Below are 24,099 nucleotides of genomic sequence, written 5' to 3' on the forward strand. Positions count from 1 at the left end.
GGCGATCAGTCCACGTGGTAGTTCGGCGCTTCCTTCGTGATCTGCACGTCGTGCACGTGCGACTCGCGCATGCCTGCCGCGGTGATCTGGACGAATTCAGCCTTGTCGTGCAGCTCGTCGATCGTGCGGCAGCCGCAGTAGCCCATGCTCGCGCGCACACCGCCGACCAGCTGGAACAGGATCGCGTTGACCGAACCCTTGTACGCGACACGGCCTTCGATACCTTCCGGCACGAGCTTGTCGATGTTCGCCGAGTTGTCCTGGAAGTAGCGGTCCGCCGCGCCGTCCTTCATCGCACCGACCGAACCCATGCCGCGATACGACTTGTACTGGCGGCCCTGGTACAGGAACACGTCGCCCGGCGCCTCTTCGGTGCCCGCGAACATGCTGCCCATCATCACCGCGTTCGCACCGGCCGCGAGGGCCTTCGACACGTCGCCCGAGAAGCGCACGCCGCCGTCGGCGATGCACGGCACGCCCGTGCCCTTCAGCGCTTCCGCGACGTTCGCGATCGCGCTGATCTGCGGCACGCCGACACCGGCGACGATCCGCGTCGTGCAGATCGAACCCGGGCCGATACCGACCTTGACCGCGTCCGCGCCGTATTCGACGAGCGCCTTCGCGGCGGCGGCCGTCGCGATGTTGCCGCCGATCACTTCGACGTGCGGGAAGTTCTGCTTGACCCAGCGAACGCGCTCGAGCACGCCCTTGCTGTGGCCGTGCGCGGTATCGACCACGATCACGTCGACGCCAGCCTGCACCAGCAGCTCGACGCGCTCTTCGTTGTCCGGGCCGACGCCGACCGCCGCGCCTGCGCGCAGCTTGCCGTGTTCGTCCTTGCACGCATCCGGGTGCTCGGTCTGCTTCGTGATGTCCTTGACGGTCATCAGGCCGCGCAGTTCGAACGCGTCGTTGACGACCAGCACGCGCTCGAGGCGGTGGCTGTGCATCAGCGCCTTCGCTTCGGCGAGCGGCGTGCCTTCCTTGACCGTGACGAGGCGCTCGCGCGGCGTCATGATCGACTTGACCGGCTCATCGAGGCGCGTTTCGAAACGCAGGTCGCGGTTCGTGACGATGCCGACGAGCTGCGGGCCTTCGACGACCGGGAAGCCCGAGATGCCATGCTGGCGCGACAGCGCGATCACGTCGCGCACCTTCATTTGCGGCGGCACCGTGATCGGGTCGCGGACGACGCCCGATTCGAAACGCTTGACCTTCGCGACCTCGCGGGCCTGCTCGGCCGGCGTGAGGTTCTTGTGGACGATACCGACGCCACCCTGCTGGGCCATCGCGATCGCGAGGCGACCTTCGGTGACCGTGTCCATCGCGGCGGACACGAGCGGCATGTTCAGGGAGATGTTGCGGGTCAGCTTGGTCTTGAGGCTGGTGTCGCGCGGGAGAACGTCGGAGAAGGCGGGAACGAGGAGCACGTCATCGAAAGTGAGTGCTTTTTGGATCAGACGCATGGCAAATCCTATGGGCGCAAAAGCGAATTATACGCGAAGCGCCGTGAATTTTCACAACACGAACAACGGCTTAGCCGGTTTCGGCCGTTCGGGGGCCGAATCGTTCGGTTCGCCGTTCGGTTCGTTTTCGATCGCCTTTCGTTTCACCGCCGCATCGAGCCATTCGCGCAACGGGCGGCAACACGGCCCATCTGCCTGTTGCAAACGGGTCACGCGGCCGAAGCGGCCGCGGCGAAGCAAGGCCCGGCAATGTGTCGAATCGGCCTGGCTAACTTGAGTTATAGCAGCCCGGCCGCGCGCGCGATCATCGCAATGCCGCCGCCGACGGCCACGCAACCGGCGATCCGCTCGACATGGCCGCCGGACGGCGCGAGACGCTCGGCGGCAATCGCGACCGTCACGGCAGGCATCACGCGCAGGTCCGTCATGCCGGCCGCCAGCGCGATCGCCATCAGGTTCCCGCAACAGGCGCCGCAGTGCATGGCGCCCCGCACGCCGTGCCACCATGCCGCACCGGCACCCGCCGACGACCGGTGTGCGTCGCCTGCCGCATGCCGGCAGCAAGCCAGCCGCCGGACCTTCCACGCGGAGAATTGCAGCATGCCCGCAACCGACACGACCGCGCCGGCCGCAAACGGCAGCGCACGGGCAAATGCCGGCAGCCGTGCGGCGGCGGCCGTCAGCGCGGCGCCAGCCGGAAACACGAGTGCCCCGAGCGCCATCCACACCGCGAAGTACCCGGCGCCCGTCACGACGACGAGCCAGGCGGAACGCGCCGTCGCCATCGGGCCGATGCGCTGCCGGTATCGCCAGAGCATCGGCGCCAGCACCGGCAGCATCATCGTCACCGTCATCGCGCCCCACATTGCGGCGAACGCCGCGAATGCGCGCCCGGCGCTTCGGCCGCACGGCTGCAGCCATGCGGCCGAAGCCATCCAGCCGCCGGCCATCGGTTCGCTGCCCATCGCGGCCATCGACGCATGCTGCGCCACGGTCGCGAGCGCGGCAACGGCGAACATGGCCACGAGCGCCGCGCCGAACGCTCGCGGATCGTGGCCCGCGTCGCCGGCCGGCGGCCGTGCCATCGCCCGCCCGTCGCCGGCGCGCTCAGCCGCGTGCGTACTCGTCATGACGGCGCCACCACGGTCCGGCCTCGTTGCGTCCGCGCGGCGCGCGATCGAGCCACTGGTACATCCCCCACAGCCCGTCGAGCCCGCGCGCATAGGTGGAGTACGTGTGATAAACGGCGTCGTCCTCGCGCACGAACGCGCTCATCCCCGGCCGGTCGAGCGAATACGTGAGCGCATCGGTGCCGCACGTCGCAGCGAACTGCACGACGGGTGCCGGCGGCGGATCCATGTCCATCGCGTGACCGGCCAGCGCGTAGTTGTATTCGACGGCGCCCGCGCGCTGCTGCGTTTCGGTGAACGACACATTGAAGTCGAAGTTGAAATCGCTGCCGACCGACGACGCCCACGGGAAGCGCCACCCCATCCGCTGCCGGTAAGCGAGGAGTTTCGCGAGCGGCGCACGCGATACGGCGGCGAGCGTCACGTCGTGGTTCGCCAGGTGCACGGCAAAGCCGTCGAAACCGTCGGCGAGCGCCGAACACGACGGGCAGCCTGCCTGGTAGTCGGGGCCGAACATGAAGTGATAGACGAGCAGTTGCGAACGGCCGCGAAACAGGTCGCCGAGCGTGGCCTGCCCGTCTTCGGTGTCGAACCGGTAGGTCTTGTCGATGCGCACCCAGGGCAGCGCCTGGCGCCGCCGCGCGAGTTCGTCGCCTTGCCGCGTCAGCGCCTTTTCCGCGTCGAGCAGTGCGCGCCGCGCGGCCAGCCATTCGTCGCGTGTTCCGGTGAGATGGGTCGTCATTGCGGGTTCCTCCTTCCGATGGGTATCCGGGCACGGCGTCCGGTGCCGTGTGCGTGGTGCTAGATTAGTGGCGGGCATCGGGCCGGAGGGAGTGACAAGTGTGTCGGGATTCGGATGGATTCGGATGGATTCGCTGATCACGGCGGCCGCGCGCGCGCTCGCGGCCGGTGACGCGCTCGGCGCGCTGAACCGCGTCGCGCTGCGCGACGATGCGCCGGCGCTCGCGCTGCGCGGGATCGCGATGGCGCAGCTCGGCGATTTCGAACGCGCGCGCACACTCGTGCGCGGCGCCGCACGCGCGTTCGGCACCCGGGAGGCCGTGGCGCGTGCGCGCTGCGTCGTCGCGGAAGCGGAGATCGCGCTCGCATCGCGCGACTTGCGCTGGCCGACACGCGCGCTCGATGCCGCCTGTGCGACGCTCGACGCGCACGGCGACCGCGCGAACGCCGCGCACGCGCGCTACCTCGGCGTGCGACGGCTGCTGCTGGTCGGCCAGCTCGACGACGCCGAGCGGATGCTCGCGAATCTCGATCCCGCACCGCTGCCGGCTGCATCGCGCGCCGCCCATGAGCTGATCGCGGCCGGCATCGCGATGCGCCGCATCCGCACGCAGGCGGCCCGCGCGGCGCTCGTGCGGGCGCGCGCGGCGGCCCGCGACGCCGGCATCGCCGCGCTGACGGCCGAGATCGACACCGCGGCACGCGTGCTCGACGCACCGGCCGCGCGCCTCATCGCGCGCGGCACGTCGCGGCTCGTGCCGCTCGACGAAGTCGAGACGCTGTTCGCGTCGAACGCACTCGTCGTCGATGCGTGCCGCCACACGGTGCGCGACGCGCGCACGACCGTGTCGCTCGCGCGGCGGCCCGTGCTGTTCGTGCTCGCCCGCGCGCTCGGCGAGGCATGGCCGGCCGACATGTCGCGAAACGCGCTCGTCGCGGCCGCGTTCCGCGCGAAACACGCGGACGAATCGCATCGCGCACGCCTGCGCGTCGAGATCGGCCGATTGCGCGCGGTGCTGCGGCCGCTCGCAAACATCGTCGCGACGCCGCGCGGCTTTGCGCTCGAACCGCTCGGCGTACGCGAGACCGTCGTCCTCGCGCGCCCGGTCGACGATCGCCACGCAGCCGTGCTCGCGCTCCTCGCCGATGGCGAAGCATGGTCGAGTTCCGCGCTGGCGCTGGCCCTCGGCGCGAGCCAGCGCACCGTGCAGCGCGCGCTCGACGTGCTCGCCGAAGCCGACAAGGTCCAGGCGCTCGGCCGGGGCCGCGCGCGCCGGTGGATGACGCCGCCGCTGCCCGGTTTCGCGACGACCTTGTTACTCCCTGCCCCGCTGCCGGGAGACTAGGATGACCTCACCGAACGACGAGGTGACGAACATGAAACGCTCCAGTGCAGAGATCCTTCGCGAATACGGCCCGTTTCCCGGCGTCGACGGCGTACACGGCGTCACGTTCGACGGGAAGTACGTGTGGTATGCGTCCGGCGACAAGCTGAATGCACTCGACCCGGAGCGCGGCACGACCGTCCGCTCGATCGACGTCGCCGCGCACGCGGGCACGGCATTCGACGGCCGCCACCTGTACCAGATCGTCGAGGACCGCATCGAGAAGATCGCCCCCGAATCGGGCCGCGTGCTCGCGACGATTCCCGCTCCCGGCGGCGGCGGCGATTCGGGGTTGGCATGGGCCGAAGGCGCGCTGTGGGTCGGCCAGTACCGCGATCGCAAGATTCATCAGGTGGATCCGCAGTCGGGCACCGTGCTGCGCACGATCGAGTCGAACCGCTTCGTCACCGGCGTGACGTGGGTCGACGGAGAGCTGTGGCACGGCACCTGGGAAGCCGACCAGGCCGACTTGCGGCACGTCGATCCGCGCACGGGCAGGGTGCTCGAGCAGATCGACATGCCGGCCGGCGTCGGTGTGTCGGGGCTCGAATCCGACGGCCACGACCGCTTCTACTGCGGCGGCGGCAACAGCGGCACGCTGCGCGCCGTGCGGCGGCCCGTGCGGGCGCGGGCGCCGGGCGACGGTGCGGCGACGCCCGATCCGGCTGACGACTGATCCGCCGCCTGCCGCGATCGCTGCTGCGCGCGGCGCGCCCACCCACCCACCGGCCTGCACCGAGTGCAGGAATGAACAAGACGACGCCGCGACGGCGTCGCTAAGATGCGCGCTCGTCAGTCATGTGTTCGGAGCGGTCGATGCAGCGCGGTGTGGTTTATGGTGTCCTGGCAGGTGCCCTGTGGGGCATGGTGTTTCTCGTTCCGCGGCTGCTGACCGACTTCTCGCCGCTGCTGCTGAGCGCCGGCCGCTATGCGATGTACGGTCTCGTGTCGCTCGCGGCCGCGCTGCCGGCCGCCCGCTCGCTGCTCGCGCGGCTGACCCGCGAGGATCTCGTCGCGCTGGTCAGGCTCGCCGTCATCGGCAACGTCGCGTACTACATGCTGCTGTCCGGTGCGGTGCACCTGATCGGCATCGCACCCAGCTCCCTGATCGTCGGCGTGCTGCCCGTCACGGTGACGCTCGCCGGCCTCGGCGACCACGGCGCCGTGCCGCTGCGCCGGCTCGCCGCCCCGCTGGCGCTGGTGATCGCGGGCATCGTCTGCATCAACGTCGACCTGTTCACGTCCGAGGCCGCGCATGCGACGACGCTCGGCCAGAAACTCGCCGGCATCGCCTGCGCGGCGGGCGCGCTCGCGAGCTGGACCTGGTATGCGGTCGCGAACGCACGTTATCTGCAGCGCCATCATCGTTTCGGCGGCAACGAGTGGTCGGTGCTGTGGGGTGTCGTGACGGGCCTGATCGGCGGGCTCGTCTGGATCGCGATCCTCGCGCTGCCGGCCGGCACGTTCCAGGAAGCGGTGCCCGCGTCGCGCTGGCAGTTGTTCTGGCTGCTGAACCTCGTGCTCGCGATCGGCGCGTCGTGGCTCGGCAACGGGCTGTGGAATGCGGCGTCGAAGCGGCTGCCCCTCACGCTGTCGGGCCAGCTGATCGTGTTCGAAACCGTATTCGCGATGCTTTACGCGTTCGTGTACGACCGGCGGATGCCGCATGCGCTCGAGATCGCCGCGCTGGTGCTGCTGCTCGCCGGCGTCTATGGATCGGTGCGCCGGCATGGCGACACGCCCGCCGGCGGCGGGACGTCGGGAAGCGCACCGGCAAACGCGAATGCCTCAGCCCTCTGAACGCCGCGGCGTTTGCTCAGACGAATCGTGTTGAAGGACGCGGATCGCTCCGCGTCAGCGCGCGTCCTTGTGCATCCACTTGCGGCCCTCGATGGAGCCGTCGCGGCGCGACTTGTCGACGCGCCGCTGGCGCGCGAGCTTCGGATCGACGATCAACGGGCGGTAGATCTCGACGCGGTCGTGGTCGGCGAGCAGCGTGTCGAGCGGCGCGAGCTTCCCGTACACGCCCGTCTTCGCTTTCGCGAGATCGATTTCCGGATGCAGCGCGAGCACGCCGCTCGCATCGATCGCCGAACGAACGGTCGCCCCTTCGGGGAGCGACAGCGGAATCAACGTCTGGCGATCCGGCAGCGCGTAGCAGACTTCGATCGACAGCATCGCGTCACCCCTTCCCGTAGCGCTGGTCGGCGCGCTTCACGAACGAATCGACGAACGTGTTCGCGATGTGGCTGAACACCGGCCCGATGATCTTCTCGAGCAGGATGCTCGAAAACTCGTAGTGCAGCGCGAATTCGATCTTGCACGCATCGGCGCGCAGCGGGATGAAGCGCCACGAACCCGTGAACTTCTTGAACGGCCCGTCCGCGAACTCCATGTCGATCCGTGTCGGACGCTGCTGCGTGTTGCGCGTCGCGAAATGCTGCTTGATACCCTTGAAGTTGATGTCGATGCGCGCTTCCATTCCGCTCTCGTCCTGACGGCGAACCTCGACACCGCCGCACCAGGGCAGGAAATTGGGGTAGTCGGCCACGTCGGTGACGAGGTCGAACATCTGTTCCGCCGAGTGGCGGATCAATACGGTTTTCTGGACATCTGCCATAAATCGCGCGGCATCGCTTAAAGTGGGAACGCCAAGCCGGGCGATACTCGCCCCGCTTTGCTAAAATCGTGATTTTAAACGAGTTGGCCCGATCCTTTCATGAGCATCATCGACAACAGGAAAGCGCACTTCGATTATCACATCGAGGAACGCTACGAGGCGGGGCTCGTGCTCGAGGGCTGGGAAGTCAAGGCGCTGCGCGCCGGGCGCGGCCAGATCAAGGAAGGCTACGTCGTCGTGAAGAACGCCGAGATCTTCCTGATCGGTACCCATATCAGCCCGCTGCCCGAAGCCTCGACGCACATCAAGCCCGACCCGGTTCGCACGCGCAAGCTGCTGCTGCACCGCGAGGAAATCAAGAAGCTGATCGGCAAGGTCGAGCAGCGCGGCTACACGCTCGTGCCGCTGAACTTCCACTACAAGGGCGGTCGCGTGAAGTGCGACATCGCGCTCGCGAAGGGCAAGAAGCTGCACGACAAGCGCGAAACCGAGAAGAAGCGCGACTGGGAACGCGAAAAGGCACGCATCATGCGCGCCGGCACCTGACGCGCGACGCACCCACGCAAACGACACGGCCCGCTCGAAGCGGGCCGTGTTGCTTTGGACTACGTGAATCGCCGACGCCGGCTGCGCGGCGGCGGCTGAGGCGGCGCGGCTGAGGCAGTTTTCGGCACGCCCTACCGCCTGCGTCGACTGAAGAAAGGTGCCGCGGGCATCATCCGCGCCCCGGCTGCGCGACGATTCGCCGCACACCGATCGCACGCGGCGCGCCCTTCGCTCACCGCGTACGTCCGACTCAGGCCTTCCCGCCCGAGGCCGCCCCCGCGTTCTTGACGATCGTCAGCGCCGACGAGATCGCGGTGCCGAGATCCGACAGGTTCGACGGCACGATCAGCGTGTTGCCCTGCTTCGCGAGATTCGAGAACGCCCCGACATACTGTTCGGCAACCTTCAGGTTCACCGCATCCATCCCGCCCTGCGACTGGATCGCGTTCGCGATCTTCTGGATCGCCTGCGCGTTCGCCTCGGCCACCGCCAGAATCGCAGCGGCCTCGCCCTGCGCCTGGTTGATCGCAGCCTGGCGCTCGCCTTCGGATTTCTGGATCGCCGCTTCGCGCGCGCCCGACGCGAGGTTGATCTGCTCCTGCTTGCGGCCTTCGGATGCGGCGATCAGCGCGCGCTTTTCACGCTCCGCGGTGATCTGCGCCTGCATCGCATGCAGGATTTCCTTCGGCGGCGTCAGGTCCTTGATCTCGTAACGCAGCACCTTCACGCCCCAGTTCGCCGCGGCCTGGTCGAGCGCCGACACGATGTTGTGGTTGATGAAGTCGCGCTCCTCGAACGTCTTGTCGAGCTCGAGCTTGCCGACCACCGAACGCAAGGTCGTTTGCGCGAGCTGCGTGATCGCGAGCACGAAGTTGCTCGACCCGTAAGACGCCTTCATCGGATCGGTCACCTGGAAGTACAGCACGCCGTCGACCTGCAGCTGCGTGTTGTCGCGCGTGATACAGACCTGGCTCGGCACGTCGAGCGGGATTTCCTTCAGCACGTGCCGGTACGCGATGCGATCGACGAACGGCAGCACGATATTCAGGCCGGGCGACAGCGTCGCGTGATAGCGCCCGAAGCGCTCGAGCACCCACGCATGCTGCTGCGGCACGATCTTCACCGTCTTCGACACGATCACGATCGCGATGACGAGCAGGACAACCCAGATGATCAGCGAATCCATGAAATATTCCCTCCTTGTTGTATCGGCGGACGATCAGCCCGCGGGTTTCGCCACGACCACGAGACAATTGCCGCGCACGGCACTCACCTGATACACGTGCACATCGTCGCGCTCGCCGTTCGCCAGCTCGACGTCCCAATCGGCGCCGCGATACTGCACGCGCGCGCGGCCGTCGCGCCACGCATCGACCGTCACGGTCGAGCCGATGTCGAGATTGACGTCGGGATTCGTCGACGTGTCGCGCTTCTGCTTGCGGCCGAGCCCCGAGCGGCGCAGCGCGATCATCGCGACGATCGCAACCGCGGCCGCCGCGCCGAACTGCACGTGCGGCGCGAAACCGGCCAGTTGCAGCAAGCCGCCCGCGAGAAAGCCGAGTGCGATCATCAGCAGGTAGAACGTGCCCGTCAGCAGTTCGGCCACGACCAGCACGCCCACCGCGATCCACCAGAACAGATGCCCCGACATCATTTTGGCCTCCAGAAAAACGCCCCCGATACTCACTATATTCGCTGCCGCGAGCGGAGGCGACCGGCACGCCCGGATCGGCACGTTGCGTACCGACAAATAAAAACACCCCGGTGCGTACCGGGGTGTTTATAACACGAACCTTGCATTTTGCCTTCAACGAAAGCGCGGCGGCACCGCGCTTTCGCCGAAGAGGCATCGCCGACCGTTACTTCCGGTTGGCAAGCGCCTGCCACGTATCGATGATCGTGTCGGGGTTCAGCGAGATCGACACGATGCCTTCGTCGGTCAGCCATTGCGCGAAGTCCGGATGATCGGACGGGCCCTGGCCGCAGATACCGACGTACTTGCCCATCTTGCGGCAGGTATCGATCGCGCGCTTCAGCAGGAACTTGACGGCCGGGTCACGTTCGTCGAAGTCGACAGCCAGCAGTTCCATGCCCGAATCGCGGTCAAGGCCGAGCGTGAGCTGCGTGAGGTCGTTCGAGCCGATCGAGAAACCGTCGAAGTGTTCCAGGAACTCTTCGGCGAGGATCGCGTTGGTCGGGACTTCGCACATCATCACGAGGCGCAGGCCGTTTTCGCCGCGCTTCAGGCCGAACTTCTCGAGCAGGCCGACGACACGCTCCGCCTGCTTCACGGTACGCACGAACGGCACCATGATCTCGACGTTGGTCAGGCCCATCTCGTCGCGCACGCGCTTCAGTGCACGGCATTCCATCTCGAATGCCTGCGCGAAGTCTTCGGCGATGTAGCGCGATGCGCCGCGGAAACCCAGCATCGGGTTTTCCTCGTCCGGCTCGTAACGCGAACCGCCGATCAGCTTCTTGTACTCGTTCGACTTGAAGTCGGACAGGCGCACGATCACGGGCTTCGGATAGAACGCCGCCGCGATCGTCGCGACACCTTCCGTCAGCTTGTCGACGTAGAACTGACGCGGCGATGCGTGACCGCGCGCGACGCTCTCGACGGCCTTCTTCAGGTCCTGGTCGATGTTCGGGTACTCGAGGATCGCCTTCGGGTGAACGCCGATGTTGTTGTTGATGATGAACTCGAGACGCGCGAGACCCACGCCGCCGTTCGGCAGTTGCGAGAAGTCGAACGCGAGCTGCGGGTTGCCGACGTTCATCATGATCTTGACCGGGATTTCCGGCAGTTCGCCGCGCTGCACTTCCGTGACTTCCGTCTCGAGCAGGCCGTCGTAGATCTTGCCTTCGTCGCCTTCCGCGCACGACACGGTGACGAGCGCGCCGTCCTTCAGGACGTCGGTCGCATCGCCGCAACCGACGACTGCCGGCACGCCGAGCTCACGCGCGATGATCGCCGCGTGGCAGGTCCGGCCGCCACGGTTCGTGACGATCGCGGCCGCACGCTTCATCACCGGCTCCCAGTTCGGGTCGGTCATGTCGGCCACCAGCACGTCGCCCGGCTGTACGCGCTCCATTTCCGACGGATCCTGGATCACGCGCACGGGGCCCGCGCCGATCTTCTGGCCGATCGCACGACCCGTCGCGAGCACCTGCGACTGGCCCTTCAGCTTGAAGCGCTGCTCGGCCTTGCCGGTTGCCTGGCTCTTCACGGTTTCCGGGCGTGCCTGCAGGATGAAGATCTTGCCGTCGCGGCCGTCCTTGCCCCACTCGATGTCCATCGGACGCTGATAGTGCTTCTCGATGATGACCGCGTACTTCGCCAGCTCGATCACGTCTTCGTCGGTGATCGAGTAGCGGTTGCGCTGCTCGTGCGGCACGTCGACCGTCTTCACGCGGCCCGGCTCGCCCGGCTGCGTGAATTCCATCTTGATCAGCTTCGAGCCGATCGAGCGGCGGATGATCGGGTACTTGTCCTGTGCGAGCGTCGTCTTGAACACGTAGAACTCGTCCGGGTTCACCGCGCCCTGCACGACGGTTTCGCCCAGGCCGTAGCTCGACGTGATGAACACGGCGTCCTTGAAGCCCGATTCGGTATCGATCGTGAACATCACGCCGGCCGCGCCGACGTCCGAGCGGACCATGCGCTGCACACCGGCCGACAGCGCGACTTCCGCGTGCGTGAAGCCCTTGTGCACGCGGTACGAGATCGCGCGGTCGTTGTACAGCGACGCGAACACGTGCTTCATGCGGTCGAGCACGTCTTCGATGCCGACGACGTTCAGGTACGACTCCTGCTGACCGGCGAACGATGCGTCGGGCAGGTCTTCCGCGGTAGCGGACGAACGCACGGCGAACGACAGCTCGCCCGGCGAGCCGCTCTTCAGGATGTCGAACTGCTCGCGGATTTCCTGCTCGAGACGTGCCTGCATCGGCGCATCGACGATCCACTTGCGGATTTCCGCACCGGCTTCGGCGAGCGCCTTCACGTCGTCGATGTCGAGCGACTCGAGACGCTTGGCGATGCGGTCGGTAAGGTCGTTGTGCTTGAGGAAATCGCGGAACGCGAGCGCGGTCGTGGCGAAACCGGTGGGTACGCGAACGCCTGCTTCGGAAAGCTGGCTGATCATTTCGCCAAGCGACGCATTCTTGCCGCCGACGATTTCCACATCGGTCATCCGCAACTGCTCGAACGGAATTACATACGCCTGGTCCTTTGCGACGTTTGCTGCGTTAGTCATACAAGCCCCTAAGTGTGAAAAAAATGCTCGATTGCGCAAGTGGGCTCGGACGCGGGCGCTTGCAAAAAGGCGCGGCGCGTCTTGCGCAACCTGTTGGAGAAACACTCGCAGCGGCGAAAATCTTCCGACCCGATTTGCAAAAATCCCGGCAGAAGGGCGATATTTGCAGACAAATCGCCAAACTTGCCGGGAATTATGGAATCGAGCGGCAAAGCCTGGGGCGCCGTTCGCGCCCTGCCCCCGCAATTGCTTATCCAACAGGTTGCCGCTATTCTACCGTGCCGGCTGCCGGATGTGGCGCGACCTTGTCACTGCGTCTGGAGGCGACCCTCCAGCCGCCCGCGCAACCGCCCTTCACGCTCGACGCCCAGATTCATGCTGCCTACCGTATTCATCGTCTCCGACGGTACCGGGATCACTGCCGAAACCTTCGCGCACTCGATCCTCTCCCAGTTCGACCAGAAATTCCGTCTCGTGCGCGTGCCGTTCGTCGACTCGCTCGACAAGGCCTATGCGACCGTCGAGAAGATCAACGAGGCCGCCGTGCACGACGGCCGCCGCGCGATCGTGTTCACGACGCTCGTCGACAGCGAGTCGAACGACATCGTCAAACGCTCGAACGCGCTCGTGCTCGACATGTTCCAGCGCTTCGTCGAACCGCTCGAACAGGAACTGGAGCTCAAGTCGAGCCACGCGATGGGCCGCGGCCACCAGAACGCGGACACCGAGGAATACAAGACCCGGATCGAGGCGATCAACTTCTCGCTCGCGCACGACGACGGCCAGTCGAACCGCAACCTGTCGGAGGCCGACGTGATCCTCGTCGGCGTGTCGCGCAGCGGCAAGACACCGACGAGCCTGTATCTCGCGATGCAGTACGGCGTGAAGGCCGCGAACTATCCGCTGATTCCGGAAGACTTCGAACGCGGCAAGCTGCCGTCGGCGCTCGCCTCGCACCGCGAGAAGCTGTTCGGGCTGTCGATCGACCCGCAGCGCCTGTCGGAGATCCGGAACGAGCGGCGCCCGGGCAGCAAGTACGCCGCGCCCGAGAACTGCCGCTACGAAATCAACGAGGCGGAAGCGATGATGCGCCGCGAGGGGATCAAGTGGCTGTCGTCGACGCACAAGTCTATCGAGGAAATCGCGACGACGATCCTGCAGGAAGTCCGCCTCGACCGGCAGTCGTACTAAGGTCGAGCGTCGGCGGCCGCCCTGCCGCCGCCGGAAACAAAAAGGCCGCGTCTAACGCGGCCTTTTTTCGTGGTGCGGGGAATGCGCGAGCGTGGCGCCACGCTCACCGCTGCTGGCGCACCTGCTCGAACAGGCACACCGCCGCCGCGGCTGCGACGTTCAGCGACTCCATCCCGCCCGGCTGCGGAATCGTCACGCGATGCGTGGCCACCTCGCGCCAGTACGCGGAAACGCCTGCCCCCTCGTTGCCGAACACCCACGCCACGGGGCCCGACAGGTCGCAATCGTAGATCGCCTGCGCGCCGTGCGAGTCGGTCAGCGCAACCGGCACATCGAGGCGTTCGGCAAGTTCACCGGCTTCGACGTCCTCGTGGATCGACAGCAGGAAGTGCGCGCCCATGCCCGAACGCAGCACCTTCGACGACCATGCGTACGCGGTCCCCGGCGCACAGAACACGTGGCGCACGCCTGCGGCCGCCGCGCTGCGCAGGATCGAGCCGACGTTGCCGGCGTCCTGCACGCCGTCGAGCACGACCGACGTATGCGTGACGCGAGTGGGCAACGGTTGCGCCGGCCGGTCGACGAGCAGCAGGAAGCCGACGCCGTTGACGACGTTCGACAACTGCCCGAACAGCGCGTCGGGCAGTGTGACGATCCGTTGCGCATCGATGCGCGCGACGATCGCCTGCGCCTCCGCGTGGCCGAGTGCGCCTTCGGTCGCCACGCACAGCTCGGGCGTCGCGCCCGTATCGAGGTACGCGCTCGCGAGATGGAATCCTTCGAGCAGCGCCTGGCCGCTGCGGCGCTGATGGGGCGTCGAACCCGCGAGCGCCTTCAGGCGCTTGTACAGCGGGTTGTCGCGGGAAGTAATGCTTTTCATCGAATCAGGTCGAGTGCCGCGCGAACCGGCGCGAACGAGCGCCGGTGCGCTTCGCATGGCCCGTGCTCGCGCAGCGCGGCAAGGTGTTTCGCGGTGCCGTAGCCCGCATGTACGTTGAAGCCGTACACCGGGAAACGTTCGTGCAGGTCGACGAGCATGCGATCGCGCGTGACCTTCGCGAGAATCGACGCGGCCGAGATGCTCGGCACGAGCGCATCGCCGCTGACGATCGCCTCGGCACGCACCGTCAGCGTCGGGCAGCGGTTGCCATCGATCTGCGCGAGCGTCGGCAGCAGCGACAGGCCCTCGACCGCCCGCTTCATCGCGAGCATCGTCGCGTGCAGGATGTTCAGCGTGTCGATTTCGTCGACGCTTGCCGACGCGACGCAATACGCGCGCGAACGTGCGACGATCAGGTCGTACAGCGCGTCGCGCTTCTTCGCGGACAGCGCCTTCGAATCGTCGAGCCCGTCGATCGGCTGCGCCGGATCGAGGATCACGGCGGCGGCCACCACCGGCCCCGCGAGCGGGCCACGGCCGGCTTCGTCGACACCGCAGACAATCTCGTCGGGCCGGCTGAAATCGAAACCGTCCTGCACGTCGCTCGACGCGCGGCGGCGTGATGCACGTACTGCGGTCATGCGCGCCCCTTGCGTTGTTCGAGCACGCGCACGACCGCTTCGGCCGCCTTCGTAGCCGTGTTCTGCCGCAGCGAAAGATGCATTTCGGTGAAGACTTCGGTCAGTGTGCGGCGGTTCGCGTCGTCGCGCAGCTGCGTGAGCGTCGCATCGGCGAGCGCCTCGGGCGTCGCGAAATGCTGCAGCAGCTCGGGCACGACGAAACGCCCCGCCAGGATGTTCGGCAGGCCGACGTACGGCAGGTACCCCTGCCGGCGCATGATCTGCCCGGTCAGCCAGGGCACCTTGTACGAGATCACCATCGGCTTCTTCAGCAGCGCGGCTTCCAGCGTGACCGTGCCGCTCTTCACGAGGATCGCGTCGGCCGCCGTCATCGCAACCTGCGAGCGGCCGTCGGTGAGCGTCAGCGCAAGCTGCGGATGCGCGTCGACGAGCGGCTGCAGCAGCGCGCGCAACGCGGGCGTCGCCGCCGGCATCACGAACCGCACGCCAGGCTCGCGCTGCTGCATCAGCGCCATCGCCGCAAAGAACGTCGGGCCGATCAGCGCGATTTCCGAACGCCGGCTGCCCGGCAGCACCGCGATCACCGGGCCGTCGGCCGGCAATCCGAGCGCGATGCGCGCACCGTGCATGTCGGGTTCGAGCGGGATCTCGTCGGCCAGCGGATGGCCGACGTAGGTCGAGGCGACACCTGCCTTGTCGAGAATCGCCGGTTCGAACGGGAACAGGCACAGCATGTGATCGACGGACTTCGCGATCTTCTTGATCCGGCCGCCGCGCCATGCCCAGATCGACGGGCACACGAAGTGGATCGACGGGATACCGGCATCGCGCGCGGCCTGTTCCACGCTGAAGTTGAAGTCGGGTGCGTCGATGCCGATGAATGCGTCCGGTCGCTCGGCGAGCAACTGGCGCTTCAGCTCACCGCGAATCCGCAGGATCTCGGGAATCTGGCCGAGCGCCTCGACGTAGCCGCGCACGGTCAGCTTGTCCATCTGCCAGTGCGAGTCGAAGCCCTGCGCGATCATCCGCTGCCCGCCGATCCCGTAATACTGGGCCGATTCGGGCAGCCGCTCGCGCAGGCCGCCGAGCAGCGACGCCCCGAGCAGGTCGCCCGACGGTTCGCCGGCCGCCATCGCGAGCCGGAGCTGGGTGGTCGGAAGCGGCATCGCTTAGCGGATGATGCCGCGTTGCGACGCGTCGATGAACTCGACGAACGCCTTGACCGCCGCGTCGCCGTCGCCGCCCGCTTCCGCGAGCTCGCGCAGCTGTACCTTCGCTTCCTCGAACGACAGGCCGTTCTTGTACAGCAGGCGGTAAGCGCTGCGCAGCGCCGAGATCGCATCGGGCGAGAAGCCGCGCCGACGCAGCCCTTCGACGTTGATGCCGTGCGGCTCTGCCTTGTTGCCCGCCGCGATCACGAACGGCGGAATGTCCTGCACGAGCGCCGAAGCGCCCCCGAGCATCGAGTGCGCGCCGATGCGCACGAACTGGTGGACACCCGACATCCCGCCGACGATCGCCCAGTCGCCGATCTCGACGTGGCCGGCCATCTGCGCGTTGCTCGACAGGATCACGTGGCTGCCGACGGTGCAGTCGTGACCGATGTGCACATAGGCCATGATCCAGTTGTCGTCGCCGAGCGTCGTCACGCCGCCGTCCTGCACGGTGCCGGTGTGGATCGTCGTGAATTCGCGGATCGTGTTGCGGCTGCCGATCACGAGCTTCGTCGGCTCGTCCTTGTACTTCATGTCCTGCGGACGGCCGCCGACCGACGCGTAATGGCCGATGCGGTTGTCCTCGCCGAGCGTCGTATGGCCTTCGATCACGCTGTGCGAGCCGATCGTCGTGCGCGCGCCGATCGTGACGTGCGGGCCGACGATAGCGTACGGGCCGATCTCTACCGATTCGTCGATCTGCGCGCCCGGTTCGACAATCGCGGTGGGATGAATCCTGGTCATGCGCCGTTGCCTCTCGATGTGATGTGTCGCGTTGCGTTGCCTGTGCGTGCCGCGTCGCTCAGGGCGCCACGTCGGTCGTCTTGACCGTGCACATCAGTTCGGCTTCCGCCGCCACCTTGCCGTCCACTTCCGCCACCGCCTTGAACTTCCAGATGCCGCGGATGTAGCGTTCGAACGTCACGTTCAGAATCAGTTGGTCGCCCGGTTCGACCGGACGCTTGAAGCGCGCGCCGTCGATCCCGACGAAGTAGTACAGCGTGTTCTCCGGATCCTTCGGCTGCTCTTCCGAGAAGGTCAGCAGCGCCGCGGCCTGCGCGAGCGCCTCGAGGATCAGCACGCCCGGCATCACCGGCCGCTTCGGGAAATGCCCCTGGAAGAACGGCTCGTTGATCGACACGTTCTTCAGCGCTTTGATTCCCTTGTGCGGTTCGAGTTCGAGCACGCGATCGACGAGCAGAATCGGGTAGCGATGCGGCAGCAGCGTGAGGATCTTGTGGATGTCGAGATTGATTTTTTCAGTGCTCATGATGGTTCGTCTCACGCAGAGGCTGCGCGGTGGTGATGCAAAGGCTGAAGCGGGCCGCCGTGCGGCCCAGTCTGGCAAACCGGGCCGGTTGCGCTGGCCGTGCCCGGTTCGAGGTCTCGCATGATGCGCTCAGGCGCCCGTGCCGCCCTGGGCGGCGAGCGCGGCTTCGAGCGCCTTGATGCGCTCGCGCAGCTTGTCGAGGTTGCGCACGAGCGCGGCGCTCTTGTTCCATTCGCCGTGGTCGACGGCCGGGAACGCGCTGGTATAGATGCCGGCCTTCGGCAGCGACTTCGATACGCCCGAATTCGCGGTGATGATGACATAGTCGCCGAGCGTCACGTGGCCGGCGATCCCTGCCGCGCCGCCGATCATGCAATGGCGGCCGATCGTCGTGCTGCCCGCGATGCCCGCCTTGCCGGCGATTACCGTGTAGGCGCCGATCCGGCAGTTGTGGGCGATCTGCACCTGGTTGTCGATCTTCACGCATTCGTCGATGACGGTGTCCGCCATCGCGCCGCGGTCGATCGTCGTGTTCGCGCCGATCTCGACGTCCGGGCCGATCGATACGCCGCCGACCTGCGGGATCTTGACCCAGCTGCCGGTGCGCGCGTCGCCGTCGCCGACGAAATCCGGCGCGAAGCCGAAACCGTCGGAGCCGATCACGGCACCCGCATGGATGATCGCGCGCGGGCCGACCTTGCAGCCGTGGTACACCGACGCGTTCGGATAGATGTGCGAGCCCGCGCCGATCGTCGTGCCGCGGCCGATGAAGACGTTCGCGTCGAGCTGCACGCCGTCCTCGATCACCGCACCGGCCTCGACCGTCACGTGCGGGCCGATCACCGCGCTCGCGGCGACCTGCGCGGCCGGATCGATCGTCGCGCTCGGATGCACGCCGGCGGCACGCTGCGGCGTGGCCAGATCGATGAACATCTGCGCGACGCGCGCGAAGTACGCGTACGGATTCGGCGTGACAATGAAATTGCGACCCGTCGCGGCCGCGCCCAGCTTTTCCAGATCCTTCGGCGCGATCAGCACCGCGCCGGCGCGGGTCGACTCGACCTGCGACAGGTACTTCGGATTCGCGAGGAACGCGAGTTGCTGCGGGCCTGCCTGGTCGAGCGGTGCGAGCCCGCTCACCTTGCACTGTGCGTCGCCGGCGATCTCGCCGCCGAACCGCTTTACGAGTTCCTCAAGCGTCAATGCCATTCGTCGTCTGCTCCGTTCAGTTCGTCGAGCCGGACGCGAGCGCCTTGAGCACCTTGTCGGTGATGTCGATGCGCGGGCTGACGTACACGGCTTCCTGCACGATCAGGTCGTAATTCTGCTGCTCGGCGATCTGCTTGATGACCTTGTTCGCCTTCTCGAGCACGGCCGCCAGCTCCTCGTTGCGGCGCTGGTTCAGGTCTTCGCGGAACTCGCGCTGCTTGCGCTGGAAGTCGGTATCGAGCTGGGCGAGATCGCGCTGCTTCTGCGCGCGGTCGGCCGCCGACAGCGACGCGCCGTTCTTGTCCAGCGAATCGGACATCGACTTCAGGCGTGCCGCCAGATCCTGCAGATCCTTGTCACGCTTCGCGAACTCGGCTTCGAGCTTCGTCTGCGCCGCCTTCGCGGGCGCCGACTCGCGCAGGATCCGATCCGAATTGACCGCCGCGATGCGGGCGACGTCCTGTGCGTGCACCGTTGCCGCGCCCAAGGCCAGCGCAACGGTCAGCGCGCACATCACTCGTTTCGAAAACTTACCGGTTAGCAAAATTACCCTCTCGTTGCTGTTGTCATGCGTTCGGTCAGAACGCCGTCCCGATCTGGAACTGGAATTTCTGGTACTGGTCGCCTTCGTGCTTCTGCAGCGGGAAGCCGAGGCTCAGCTTCAGCGGGCCGATCGGCGAGATCCACGCGAGACCCACACCGTAGCCGTAACGCAGGCCGTTGGCGCCCGTACTCGTGCCGCCCGGCGCGTTGCCCCACACGTTACCGCCGTCGAGGAACGTGAACACGCGCAGCGTGCGGTCGTAACCCGTGCCCGGCAGCGGGAACGTCAGCTCGATGTTGCCGACGAGCATCTTCGAACCGCCGATCGGGTCGTTCGTCTTCGTGTCGCGCGGGCCCAGCGAGCTCGGCTCGTAGCCACGCACGGAGCCGATACCGCCCGCGTAGTAGTTCTTGAAGATCGGGTACGGGTTGCCGATACCGTTACCGTAGCCGCCTTGCAGGTTCAGGCCCAGGATGAAGCCCCGCGAGAACGAATAGTAGTACTGGGCCTGCAGGTCGGCCTTGTAGTACTGGATCTTGCCGACCGGTACGCCGTACTCCATGTTCGCCTGCGTGAAGTAGCCGCGGCTCGGAATCAGCGCGCTGTCACGCGCGTCGCGCGACCACGCGACCGTCAGCGGCACGGTGTTCGACACGCGGCCGAACTCGTTCACGTAATCCTGGTAGCTCTGCGGCGTGTTCGAATCGACGTCGAGACGGTTCTGCTCGAAGCCGGCGCCGAAGTAGACCGTGTCGACTTCCGAGAACGGAATGCCGAACTTCAGGTTGCCGCCCGCGCTGATGATCCGGAAGCTCGAACTCGTCGAATAGTAGAGCGGCTGGTACGTGCGGTAGTAGACGTCCGTGATCCGCTTGATGCCGTCGACCGTGAAATACGGGTCGACCTGCGTGACGGTCAGCGTGCGGTAGCTCTTCGCGGTGTTGACGTTCACCGACAGGCTGGTACCCGAGCCGAACACGTTGTCCTGCGACACGCCCGCCGACAGCACGACCTTGTCCGTCGACGAGAAGCCGGCGCCCAGCGTGATCGCGCCGGTCGGCTTTTCATCGACCTTCACGTTCACGTCGACCTGGTCGTTCGTGCCGTCGACCGGCACCGTCGTCACGTCGACGTTGGTGAAGTAGCCGAGACGGTTCACGCGATCCTTCGACAGCGCGAGGCGGTTCGAATCGAACCACGAGCTTTCGAGCTGGCGCATTTCGCGGCGCACGACTTCGTCGCGCGTGCGCGTGTTGCCGACGACGTTGATCCGGCGCACGTACACGCGGCGGCTCGGATCGACGACGAGGTTCAGGTTCACCTTGTGGTTCGCCTGGTCAATGTCCGGCTGCGCGTTGACGGTCGCGAATGCATAACCGTACTCACCGAGCTTGTCGACGATCGACTTGGTGGTCTGCTGCAGCTTTTCGGCCGAGAAGCGGTCGCCCGGCTTGATCTTGATCAGCTTGTTGAGTTCGGCCTCGCGATCGAGCAGGTTGCCCGACAGCTTGATGCCCGACACCGTGTACGGCTCGCCCTCGTGCAGCGTGACCGTCAGGTACATGTCCTTCTTGTCGGGCGAGATCGACACCTGGGTCGAATCGATGTTGAACTCGAGATAACCGCGGTTCAGGTAGTACGAGCGCACCGCTTCGAGGTCGCCCGTCAGCTTTTCCTTCGAGTACAGGTCGTTCTTCGTGTACCAGGAGAACCAGTTCGGCGTGGACAGCTGCATCTCGTCGCGCAGCGTGCTGGTGCTGAATGCCTTGTTGCCGATGAAGTTGATCTGGCGGATCTTCGCGCTCGGGCCTTCGGCCACCGCGAACAGGATCGACACACGGTTCGCGTCGACCGGCGTGACCGTCGTCTTGACCTCGGCCGCGTAGAAGCCGCGCGTGAGGTACTGGCGCTTGAGCTCCTGCTCCGCCTTGTCGACGAGCGCCTTGTCGTAATAGCGGCCGTCGGCAAGGCCGACCGCGCGCAGCGCCTTCGTCAGGTTGTCCTTGTCGAATTCCTTCGTGCCGGTGAAGTCGATCGACGCGATGGCCGGACGCTCCTGCACCTGCACGATCACGACGTTGCCCTGCGTGGCGATGCGTACGTCGTTGAAAAAGCCCGTCGCGTACAGCGCGCGGATTGCTTCGGATGCCTTGTCGTCCGTGAAGGTATCGCCCTGCTTGATCGGCAGGTAGGCGAACACCGAACCCGCTTCGACGCGCTGCAGCCCCTCGATCTTGATGTCTTGCACCACGAACGGTGCCGCTGCATGCGCCGCGAGGCCGTGCGCGGCGAGCGCGGCCGCTGCAACTGTCTTAGGTACAAAACGATGAGGTTTGAACAACATGCATCCCCAATATTTAGCTGCATCAAATCGGGCGACTGCCCTGCGGCCGCCGCCTGACGCTTCAGAAATGGATTAACCGAGCCAGATCGTTGAACAGCGCGATCGCCGACAACGCGACGATGCAGATCAACCCGGCTCTTTGCAGAATCAGCTGCCAGCGCTCCGAGACGGCTTTCCCGGTCGCGGCTTCAACCGCATAATATAACAGATGCCCCCCGTCCAAAACGGGAATCGGCAACAAGTTCAGGACGCCAAGGCTAATGCTGACAAGGGCGAGGAACGACAGGAACGCCGACGGACCGAGCCGCGCACTCTTGCCCGCGTAGTCGGCAATCGTCACGGGGCCGGACAGGTTCTTCAGCGACGCGTTGCCCGTGATCATGCGCCCGAACATCCGCAGCGAATACACGGAGATGTCCCACGTGCGGTGCGCGCCGAGCCGCAGGCTCTCGATCGGCCCGTAACGCACGTCGACGGACGGCGCGTGCATCGACAGCGCCGCACCGATACGGCCGACCTGCTGCCCCGATTCATCGTCGCGCTGCATCTGCGGCACGATCGACACCGTCTGCGCGGCGCCGTCGCGCTCGATCTGCAGCTCGAGCGGCTTGCCTGCATGGTGTTTCACGAAATCGATGAAGCGCGTCGCGCCGCCGATCGGCTTGCCGTCGAGCGCGACCAGCTTGTCGCCGGACTTCAGGCCCGCCTGCTCCGCCGCGCTGCCGGGCTGCACCGTCGCGATCGACAGCGTGCCGCCGCCGGCCTCGAAACCCAGACGGGCCATGAAATCGTCGTCGAGCTGACTTTCGGGAACGTTGCGCAGGTCGACGCGGAAATCGAACGTCGTGTTGCCGTCGCGCGCGCCGAGCACGATCTCGCGGTGATCGAACGCGGCCGCGAGCAGCTTCCAGCGCAGGTCCGACCACGACCTTACCGGCTCGGACTCGCCGCCTTGCGCGTCGCCCGTGCGCACGTTGCGGATCGACACGATCGCCTCACCACCGTCGAAGCCCGCGCGCGCCGCCGCCGTACCGGCGGCCGGCGGCGCGACGATCGCGGCCGGCTCGGTCACGCCGGTGGCAAATACGACGGAAAACAGGAAGATTGCCAACAGGAAGTTGGCAATCGGGCCGGCCGCGACGATCGCGATGCGCTTGTAGACCGATTGCCGGTTGAACGCCTGGCCGAGCTCCTCGGGCGGGATGCCGGGGCCGGGATCGCGCTCGTCGAGCATCTTCACGTAGCCGCCGAGCGGCAACGCGGACAGCGTCCACTCGGTGCCCGTCCGGCGGCTGACCCAGCGCGCGACGGGCTGGCCGAAGCCGATCGAGAAACGCAGCACCTTCACGCCGCACCAGCGCGCGACGCGATAATGTCCGTACTCATGCACGACGACCAGCACCCCGATCGCCACCGCAAACGCGATCAGTTCGACCAGCACGTTCATGAGCACCCCATTCAGACAGTGCGCTCCACGCGTGGCGCAGGCGCTTTGGCAATGATCTCGGCGGCGAGGCGGCGTGCCTCTGCATCCGCCGCCAGGACGTCGTCGAGCCCGTCGGGCGCGCGGTTCGGCAGCGTGTTGAGCACGGCGTCGACCGTCGCCGCAATCGCCATGAAGCCGATGCGGCGCGCGAGAAACGCTTCGACCGCCACTTCGTTCGCCGCGTTCAATGCGGCGCTCGCGATACCGCCTTCCTCGAGTGCCTTCAGCGCGAGCGCGAGGCACGGGAAGCGCGCGTAATCGGGCTTCTCGAACGACAGCTGGGCGATCTGCGCGAGGTCGAGCTGATCGACGCCCGCATCGACGCGCTCGGGGAACGCGAGTGCGTGCGCGATCGGCGTGCGCATGTCGGGGTTGCCGAGCTGGGCGAGCACCGAGCCGTCGCGGTACGACACGAGCGAATGGATCACGCTCTGCGGATGGATCAGCACGTCGATCCGGTCGCCCGGCAGCCCGAAGATCCAGTGCGCCTCGATCACCTCGAGACCCTTGTTCATCATCGTCGCGGAGTCGACCGAGATCTTGCGGCCCATCACCCAGTTCGGATGCTTGCACGCTTCGTCCGGCGTCACGTCGACGAGCGTGGCCGGCTCGCGCGTGCGGAACGGGCCGCCCGACGCGGTCAGGATGATCTTCGAGATCCCGCCGTGCTCGTTCTCGTCGCGGGGCATGCACTGGAAGATTGCGTTGTGTTCGCTGTCGACCGGCAGCAGGATCGCGCCATGGTCGCGCACGGCGTCCATGAAGATCGCGCCCGACATCACCAGCGATTCCTTGTTCGCGAGCAGGATGCGCTTGCCGGCGCGCGCGGCCGCGAGGCTCGGCGCGAGGCCGGCCGCGCCGACGATCGCCGCGACCACCGTGTCGCAGCCGTCGCTCTTCGACACGTCGACGAGCGCCTGCGGCCCGTGCAGCACGGTCGTCTTGCTGCCCGCCGCACGCAGCTTCGCTTCGACCTGCGCGGCGGTCGCGGCATCGCCGACCACCGCCACTTCAGGCGCGAAGCGCAGGCATTGCTCGACCAGCTTGTCGCCGTTGCGGTGTGCGGTCAGCGCGTAGACCGAGAAGCGCTCGGGATGGCGCGCGACCACGTCGAGCGTGCTGTCTCCGATCGAGCCCGTGGAACCGAGCAATGTCAGACGTTTTTGCATAACA

At 66.6% G+C, this 24,099-nt stretch carries 23 protein-coding genes; 5 read left to right on the plus strand and 18 right to left on the minus strand.

What is annotated here, in order from left to right; all coding sequences use genetic code 11:
- Nucleotides 1-5: 5 nt before the first annotated feature.
- From guaB to AB3K92_RS33250, 3 genes are all read right to left on the minus strand, one after another.
- Nucleotides 6-1,466, minus strand: a complete 1,461-nt coding sequence (gene guaB / locus AB3K92_RS33240) for an IMP dehydrogenase (protein WP_048020927.1) — start codon at nt 1,464-1,466, stop codon at nt 6-8.
- 278 nt (nt 1,467-1,744) lie between these two features.
- Complete coding sequence (locus tag AB3K92_RS33245) at nt 1,745-2,551, minus strand: DUF2182 domain-containing protein (RefSeq protein WP_369466864.1); 807 nt, start codon at nt 2,549-2,551, stop codon at nt 1,745-1,747.
- Nucleotides 2,552-2,573: 22 nt separating this feature from the next.
- On the minus strand, nt 2,574-3,338 hold the full coding sequence (locus AB3K92_RS33250; RefSeq protein WP_369466616.1) for a DUF899 domain-containing protein: 765 nt from the start codon (nt 3,336-3,338) through the stop codon (nt 2,574-2,576).
- A gap of 124 nt (nt 3,339-3,462) precedes the next feature.
- On the opposite strand from AB3K92_RS33250, the gene AB3K92_RS33255 reads away from it, so the two are divergent.
- The 3 genes from AB3K92_RS33255 to AB3K92_RS33265 all read left to right on the plus strand — a co-directional run bounded on the left by AB3K92_RS33255 (nt 3,463) and on the right by AB3K92_RS33265 (nt 6,522).
- Nucleotides 3,463-4,683, plus strand: coding sequence for a helix-turn-helix domain-containing protein (locus AB3K92_RS33255; RefSeq protein WP_369466617.1), 1,221 nt, complete (start codon nt 3,463-3,465; stop codon nt 4,681-4,683).
- Nucleotides 4,684-4,714: 31 nt separating this feature from the next.
- A complete protein-coding gene (locus AB3K92_RS33260) occupies nt 4,715-5,398 on the plus strand; it encodes a glutamine cyclotransferase (protein ID WP_369466865.1) in 684 nt (227 codons plus the stop codon).
- Between the two features lie 140 nt (nt 5,399-5,538).
- Nucleotides 5,539-6,522 (plus strand): DMT family transporter, encoded by a 984-nt coding sequence (locus AB3K92_RS33265; protein ID WP_369466618.1) that lies wholly within the window; start codon nt 5,539-5,541, stop codon nt 6,520-6,522.
- A 54-nt stretch (nt 6,523-6,576) separates the two neighbouring features.
- Here AB3K92_RS33265 and AB3K92_RS33270 read toward each other — a convergent pair whose 3' ends face one another.
- Both AB3K92_RS33270 and AB3K92_RS33275 read right to left on the minus strand, forming a co-directional pair.
- On the minus strand, nt 6,577-6,900 hold the full coding sequence (locus tag AB3K92_RS33270) for an RnfH family protein (RefSeq protein ID WP_060057536.1): 324 nt from the start codon (nt 6,898-6,900) through the stop codon (nt 6,577-6,579).
- Between the two features lie 4 nt (nt 6,901-6,904).
- Nucleotides 6,905-7,342, minus strand: coding sequence for a type II toxin-antitoxin system RatA family toxin (locus AB3K92_RS33275; protein WP_006478512.1), 438 nt, complete (start codon nt 7,340-7,342; stop codon nt 6,905-6,907).
- Between the two features lie 99 nt (nt 7,343-7,441).
- On the opposite strand from AB3K92_RS33275, the gene smpB reads away from it, so the two are divergent.
- Nucleotides 7,442-7,888, plus strand: coding sequence for an SsrA-binding protein SmpB (gene smpB / locus AB3K92_RS33280; RefSeq protein ID WP_006478511.1), 447 nt, complete (start codon nt 7,442-7,444; stop codon nt 7,886-7,888).
- 250 nt (nt 7,889-8,138) lie between these two features.
- Here the strand turns inward: smpB and AB3K92_RS33285 are convergent, their stop codons facing one another.
- The 3 genes from AB3K92_RS33285 to ppsA form a co-directional block, all read right to left on the minus strand.
- Complete coding sequence (locus AB3K92_RS33285) at nt 8,139-9,074, minus strand: SPFH domain-containing protein (RefSeq protein ID WP_014896750.1); 936 nt, start codon at nt 9,072-9,074, stop codon at nt 8,139-8,141.
- Nucleotides 9,075-9,107: 33 nt separating this feature from the next.
- On the minus strand, nt 9,108-9,542 hold the full coding sequence (locus AB3K92_RS33290) for an NfeD family protein (RefSeq protein WP_048020913.1): 435 nt from the start codon (nt 9,540-9,542) through the stop codon (nt 9,108-9,110).
- Nucleotides 9,543-9,747: 205 nt separating this feature from the next.
- The gene (ppsA, locus tag AB3K92_RS33295; RefSeq protein WP_369466619.1) at nt 9,748-12,147 is read right to left on the minus strand and encodes a phosphoenolpyruvate synthase; all 2,400 of its coding nucleotides are present in this window, start codon (nt 12,145-12,147) and stop codon (nt 9,748-9,750) included.
- Between the two features lie 375 nt (nt 12,148-12,522).
- On the opposite strand from ppsA, the gene AB3K92_RS33300 reads away from it, so the two are divergent.
- On the plus strand, nt 12,523-13,338 hold the full coding sequence (locus tag AB3K92_RS33300; RefSeq protein WP_021159117.1) for a pyruvate, water dikinase regulatory protein: 816 nt from the start codon (nt 12,523-12,525) through the stop codon (nt 13,336-13,338).
- Nucleotides 13,339-13,441: 103 nt separating this feature from the next.
- Here the strand turns inward: AB3K92_RS33300 and AB3K92_RS33305 are convergent, their stop codons facing one another.
- The 10 genes from AB3K92_RS33305 to AB3K92_RS33350 form a co-directional block, all read right to left on the minus strand.
- Nucleotides 13,442-14,218 carry an RNA methyltransferase gene (locus AB3K92_RS33305; protein ID WP_059494106.1) on the minus strand — a complete coding sequence of 259 codons (777 nt, stop codon included), beginning with the start codon at nt 14,216-14,218 and terminating at the stop codon, nt 13,442-13,444.
- Nucleotides 14,215-14,859: a ribonuclease HII gene (gene rnhB / locus AB3K92_RS33310; RefSeq protein WP_021159115.1), complete on the minus strand. Its 645-nt coding sequence runs from the start codon at nt 14,857-14,859 to the stop codon at nt 14,215-14,217. Before rnhB ends, AB3K92_RS33305 begins: the two co-directional genes overlap by 4 nt.
- A complete protein-coding gene (lpxB, locus tag AB3K92_RS33315) occupies nt 14,856-16,025 on the minus strand; it encodes a lipid-A-disaccharide synthase (protein WP_042974811.1) in 1,170 nt (389 codons plus the stop codon). Before lpxB ends, rnhB begins: the two co-directional genes overlap by 4 nt.
- 3 nt (nt 16,026-16,028) lie before the next feature.
- Nucleotides 16,029-16,817 carry an acyl-ACP--UDP-N-acetylglucosamine O-acyltransferase gene (gene lpxA / locus AB3K92_RS33320; protein ID WP_021159113.1) on the minus strand — a complete coding sequence of 263 codons (789 nt, stop codon included), beginning with the start codon at nt 16,815-16,817 and terminating at the stop codon, nt 16,029-16,031.
- A gap of 58 nt (nt 16,818-16,875) precedes the next feature.
- The gene (gene fabZ, locus AB3K92_RS33325; protein WP_021159112.1) at nt 16,876-17,343 is read right to left on the minus strand and encodes a 3-hydroxyacyl-ACP dehydratase FabZ; all 468 of its coding nucleotides are present in this window, start codon (nt 17,341-17,343) and stop codon (nt 16,876-16,878) included.
- A gap of 129 nt (nt 17,344-17,472) precedes the next feature.
- Entirely contained in the window at nt 17,473-18,552 is a 1,080-nt protein-coding gene (gene lpxD / locus AB3K92_RS33330) for a UDP-3-O-(3-hydroxymyristoyl)glucosamine N-acyltransferase (protein ID WP_027787094.1), read from the minus strand.
- 16 nt (nt 18,553-18,568) lie between these two features.
- Nucleotides 18,569-19,066 carry an OmpH family outer membrane protein gene (locus AB3K92_RS33335; protein ID WP_011549544.1) on the minus strand — a complete coding sequence of 166 codons (498 nt, stop codon included), beginning with the start codon at nt 19,064-19,066 and terminating at the stop codon, nt 18,569-18,571.
- Nucleotides 19,067-19,130: 64 nt separating this feature from the next.
- Nucleotides 19,131-21,440 (minus strand): outer membrane protein assembly factor BamA, encoded by a 2,310-nt coding sequence (gene bamA / locus AB3K92_RS33340; protein WP_021159110.1) that lies wholly within the window; start codon nt 21,438-21,440, stop codon nt 19,131-19,133.
- A gap of 61 nt (nt 21,441-21,501) precedes the next feature.
- Nucleotides 21,502-22,887 (minus strand): RIP metalloprotease RseP, encoded by a 1,386-nt coding sequence (rseP, locus tag AB3K92_RS33345; RefSeq protein WP_048020907.1) that lies wholly within the window; start codon nt 22,885-22,887, stop codon nt 21,502-21,504.
- Between the two features lie 11 nt (nt 22,888-22,898).
- On the minus strand, nt 22,899-24,095 hold the full coding sequence (locus AB3K92_RS33350) for a 1-deoxy-D-xylulose-5-phosphate reductoisomerase (RefSeq protein ID WP_021159108.1): 1,197 nt from the start codon (nt 24,093-24,095) through the stop codon (nt 22,899-22,901).
- Nucleotides 24,096-24,099 lie beyond the last annotated feature (4 nt).

Source organism: Burkholderia sp. Bmkn7 (genome assembly GCF_041103175.1).
Classification (GTDB): Bacteria; Pseudomonadota; Gammaproteobacteria; order Burkholderiales; family Burkholderiaceae; genus Burkholderia; species Burkholderia cepacia.

Bases quoted from the DNA above. Each gene is read 5' to 3' on its own strand.
- AB3K92_RS33285 (WP_014896750.1), bottom strand. From the start codon at position 9,074: ATGGATTCGCTGATCATCTGGGTTGTCCTGCTCGTCATCGCGATCGTG.
- bamA (WP_021159110.1), bottom strand. From the start codon at position 21,440: ATGTTGTTCAAACCTCATCGTTTTGTACCTAAGACAGTTGCAGCGGCC.
- AB3K92_RS33265 (WP_369466618.1), top strand. From the start codon at position 5,539: ATGCAGCGCGGTGTGGTTTATGGTGTCCTGGCAGGTGCCCTGTGGGGC.
- fabZ (WP_021159112.1), bottom strand. From the start codon at position 17,343: ATGAGCACTGAAAAAATCAATCTCGACATCCACAAGATCCTCACGCTG.
- AB3K92_RS33250 (WP_369466616.1), bottom strand. From the start codon at position 3,338: ATGACGACCCATCTCACCGGAACACGCGACGAATGGCTGGCCGCGCGG.
- AB3K92_RS33255 (WP_369466617.1), top strand. From the start codon at position 3,463: ATGGATTCGCTGATCACGGCGGCCGCGCGCGCGCTCGCGGCCGGTGAC.
- ppsA (WP_369466619.1), bottom strand. From the start codon at position 12,147: ATGACTAACGCAGCAAACGTCGCAAAGGACCAGGCGTATGTAATTCCG.
- AB3K92_RS33270 (WP_060057536.1), bottom strand. From the start codon at position 6,900: ATGCTGTCGATCGAAGTCTGCTACGCGCTGCCGGATCGCCAGACGTTG.
- AB3K92_RS33260 (WP_369466865.1), top strand. From the start codon at position 4,715: ATGAAACGCTCCAGTGCAGAGATCCTTCGCGAATACGGCCCGTTTCCC.
- AB3K92_RS33275 (WP_006478512.1), bottom strand. From the start codon at position 7,342: ATGGCAGATGTCCAGAAAACCGTATTGATCCGCCACTCGGCGGAACAG.
- guaB (WP_048020927.1), bottom strand. From the start codon at position 1,466: ATGCGTCTGATCCAAAAAGCACTCACTTTCGATGACGTGCTCCTCGTT.
- rseP (WP_048020907.1), bottom strand. From the start codon at position 22,887: ATGAACGTGCTGGTCGAACTGATCGCGTTTGCGGTGGCGATCGGGGTG.
- lpxA (WP_021159113.1), bottom strand. From the start codon at position 16,817: ATGACCAGGATTCATCCCACCGCGATTGTCGAACCGGGCGCGCAGATC.
- smpB (WP_006478511.1), top strand. From the start codon at position 7,442: ATGAGCATCATCGACAACAGGAAAGCGCACTTCGATTATCACATCGAG.
- lpxD (WP_027787094.1), bottom strand. From the start codon at position 18,552: ATGGCATTGACGCTTGAGGAACTCGTAAAGCGGTTCGGCGGCGAGATC.
- AB3K92_RS33245 (WP_369466864.1), bottom strand. From the start codon at position 2,551: ATGGCACGGCCGCCGGCCGGCGACGCGGGCCACGATCCGCGAGCGTTC.
- AB3K92_RS33290 (WP_048020913.1), bottom strand. From the start codon at position 9,542: ATGATGTCGGGGCATCTGTTCTGGTGGATCGCGGTGGGCGTGCTGGTC.
- AB3K92_RS33300 (WP_021159117.1), top strand. From the start codon at position 12,523: ATGCTGCCTACCGTATTCATCGTCTCCGACGGTACCGGGATCACTGCC.
- AB3K92_RS33335 (WP_011549544.1), bottom strand. From the start codon at position 19,066: ATGTGCGCGCTGACCGTTGCGCTGGCCTTGGGCGCGGCAACGGTGCAC.
- AB3K92_RS33305 (WP_059494106.1), bottom strand. From the start codon at position 14,218: ATGAAAAGCATTACTTCCCGCGACAACCCGCTGTACAAGCGCCTGAAG.
- rnhB (WP_021159115.1), bottom strand. From the start codon at position 14,859: ATGACCGCAGTACGTGCATCACGCCGCCGCGCGTCGAGCGACGTGCAG.
- lpxB (WP_042974811.1), bottom strand. From the start codon at position 16,025: ATGCCGCTTCCGACCACCCAGCTCCGGCTCGCGATGGCGGCCGGCGAA.
- AB3K92_RS33350 (WP_021159108.1), bottom strand. From the start codon at position 24,095: ATGCAAAAACGTCTGACATTGCTCGGTTCCACGGGCTCGATCGGAGAC.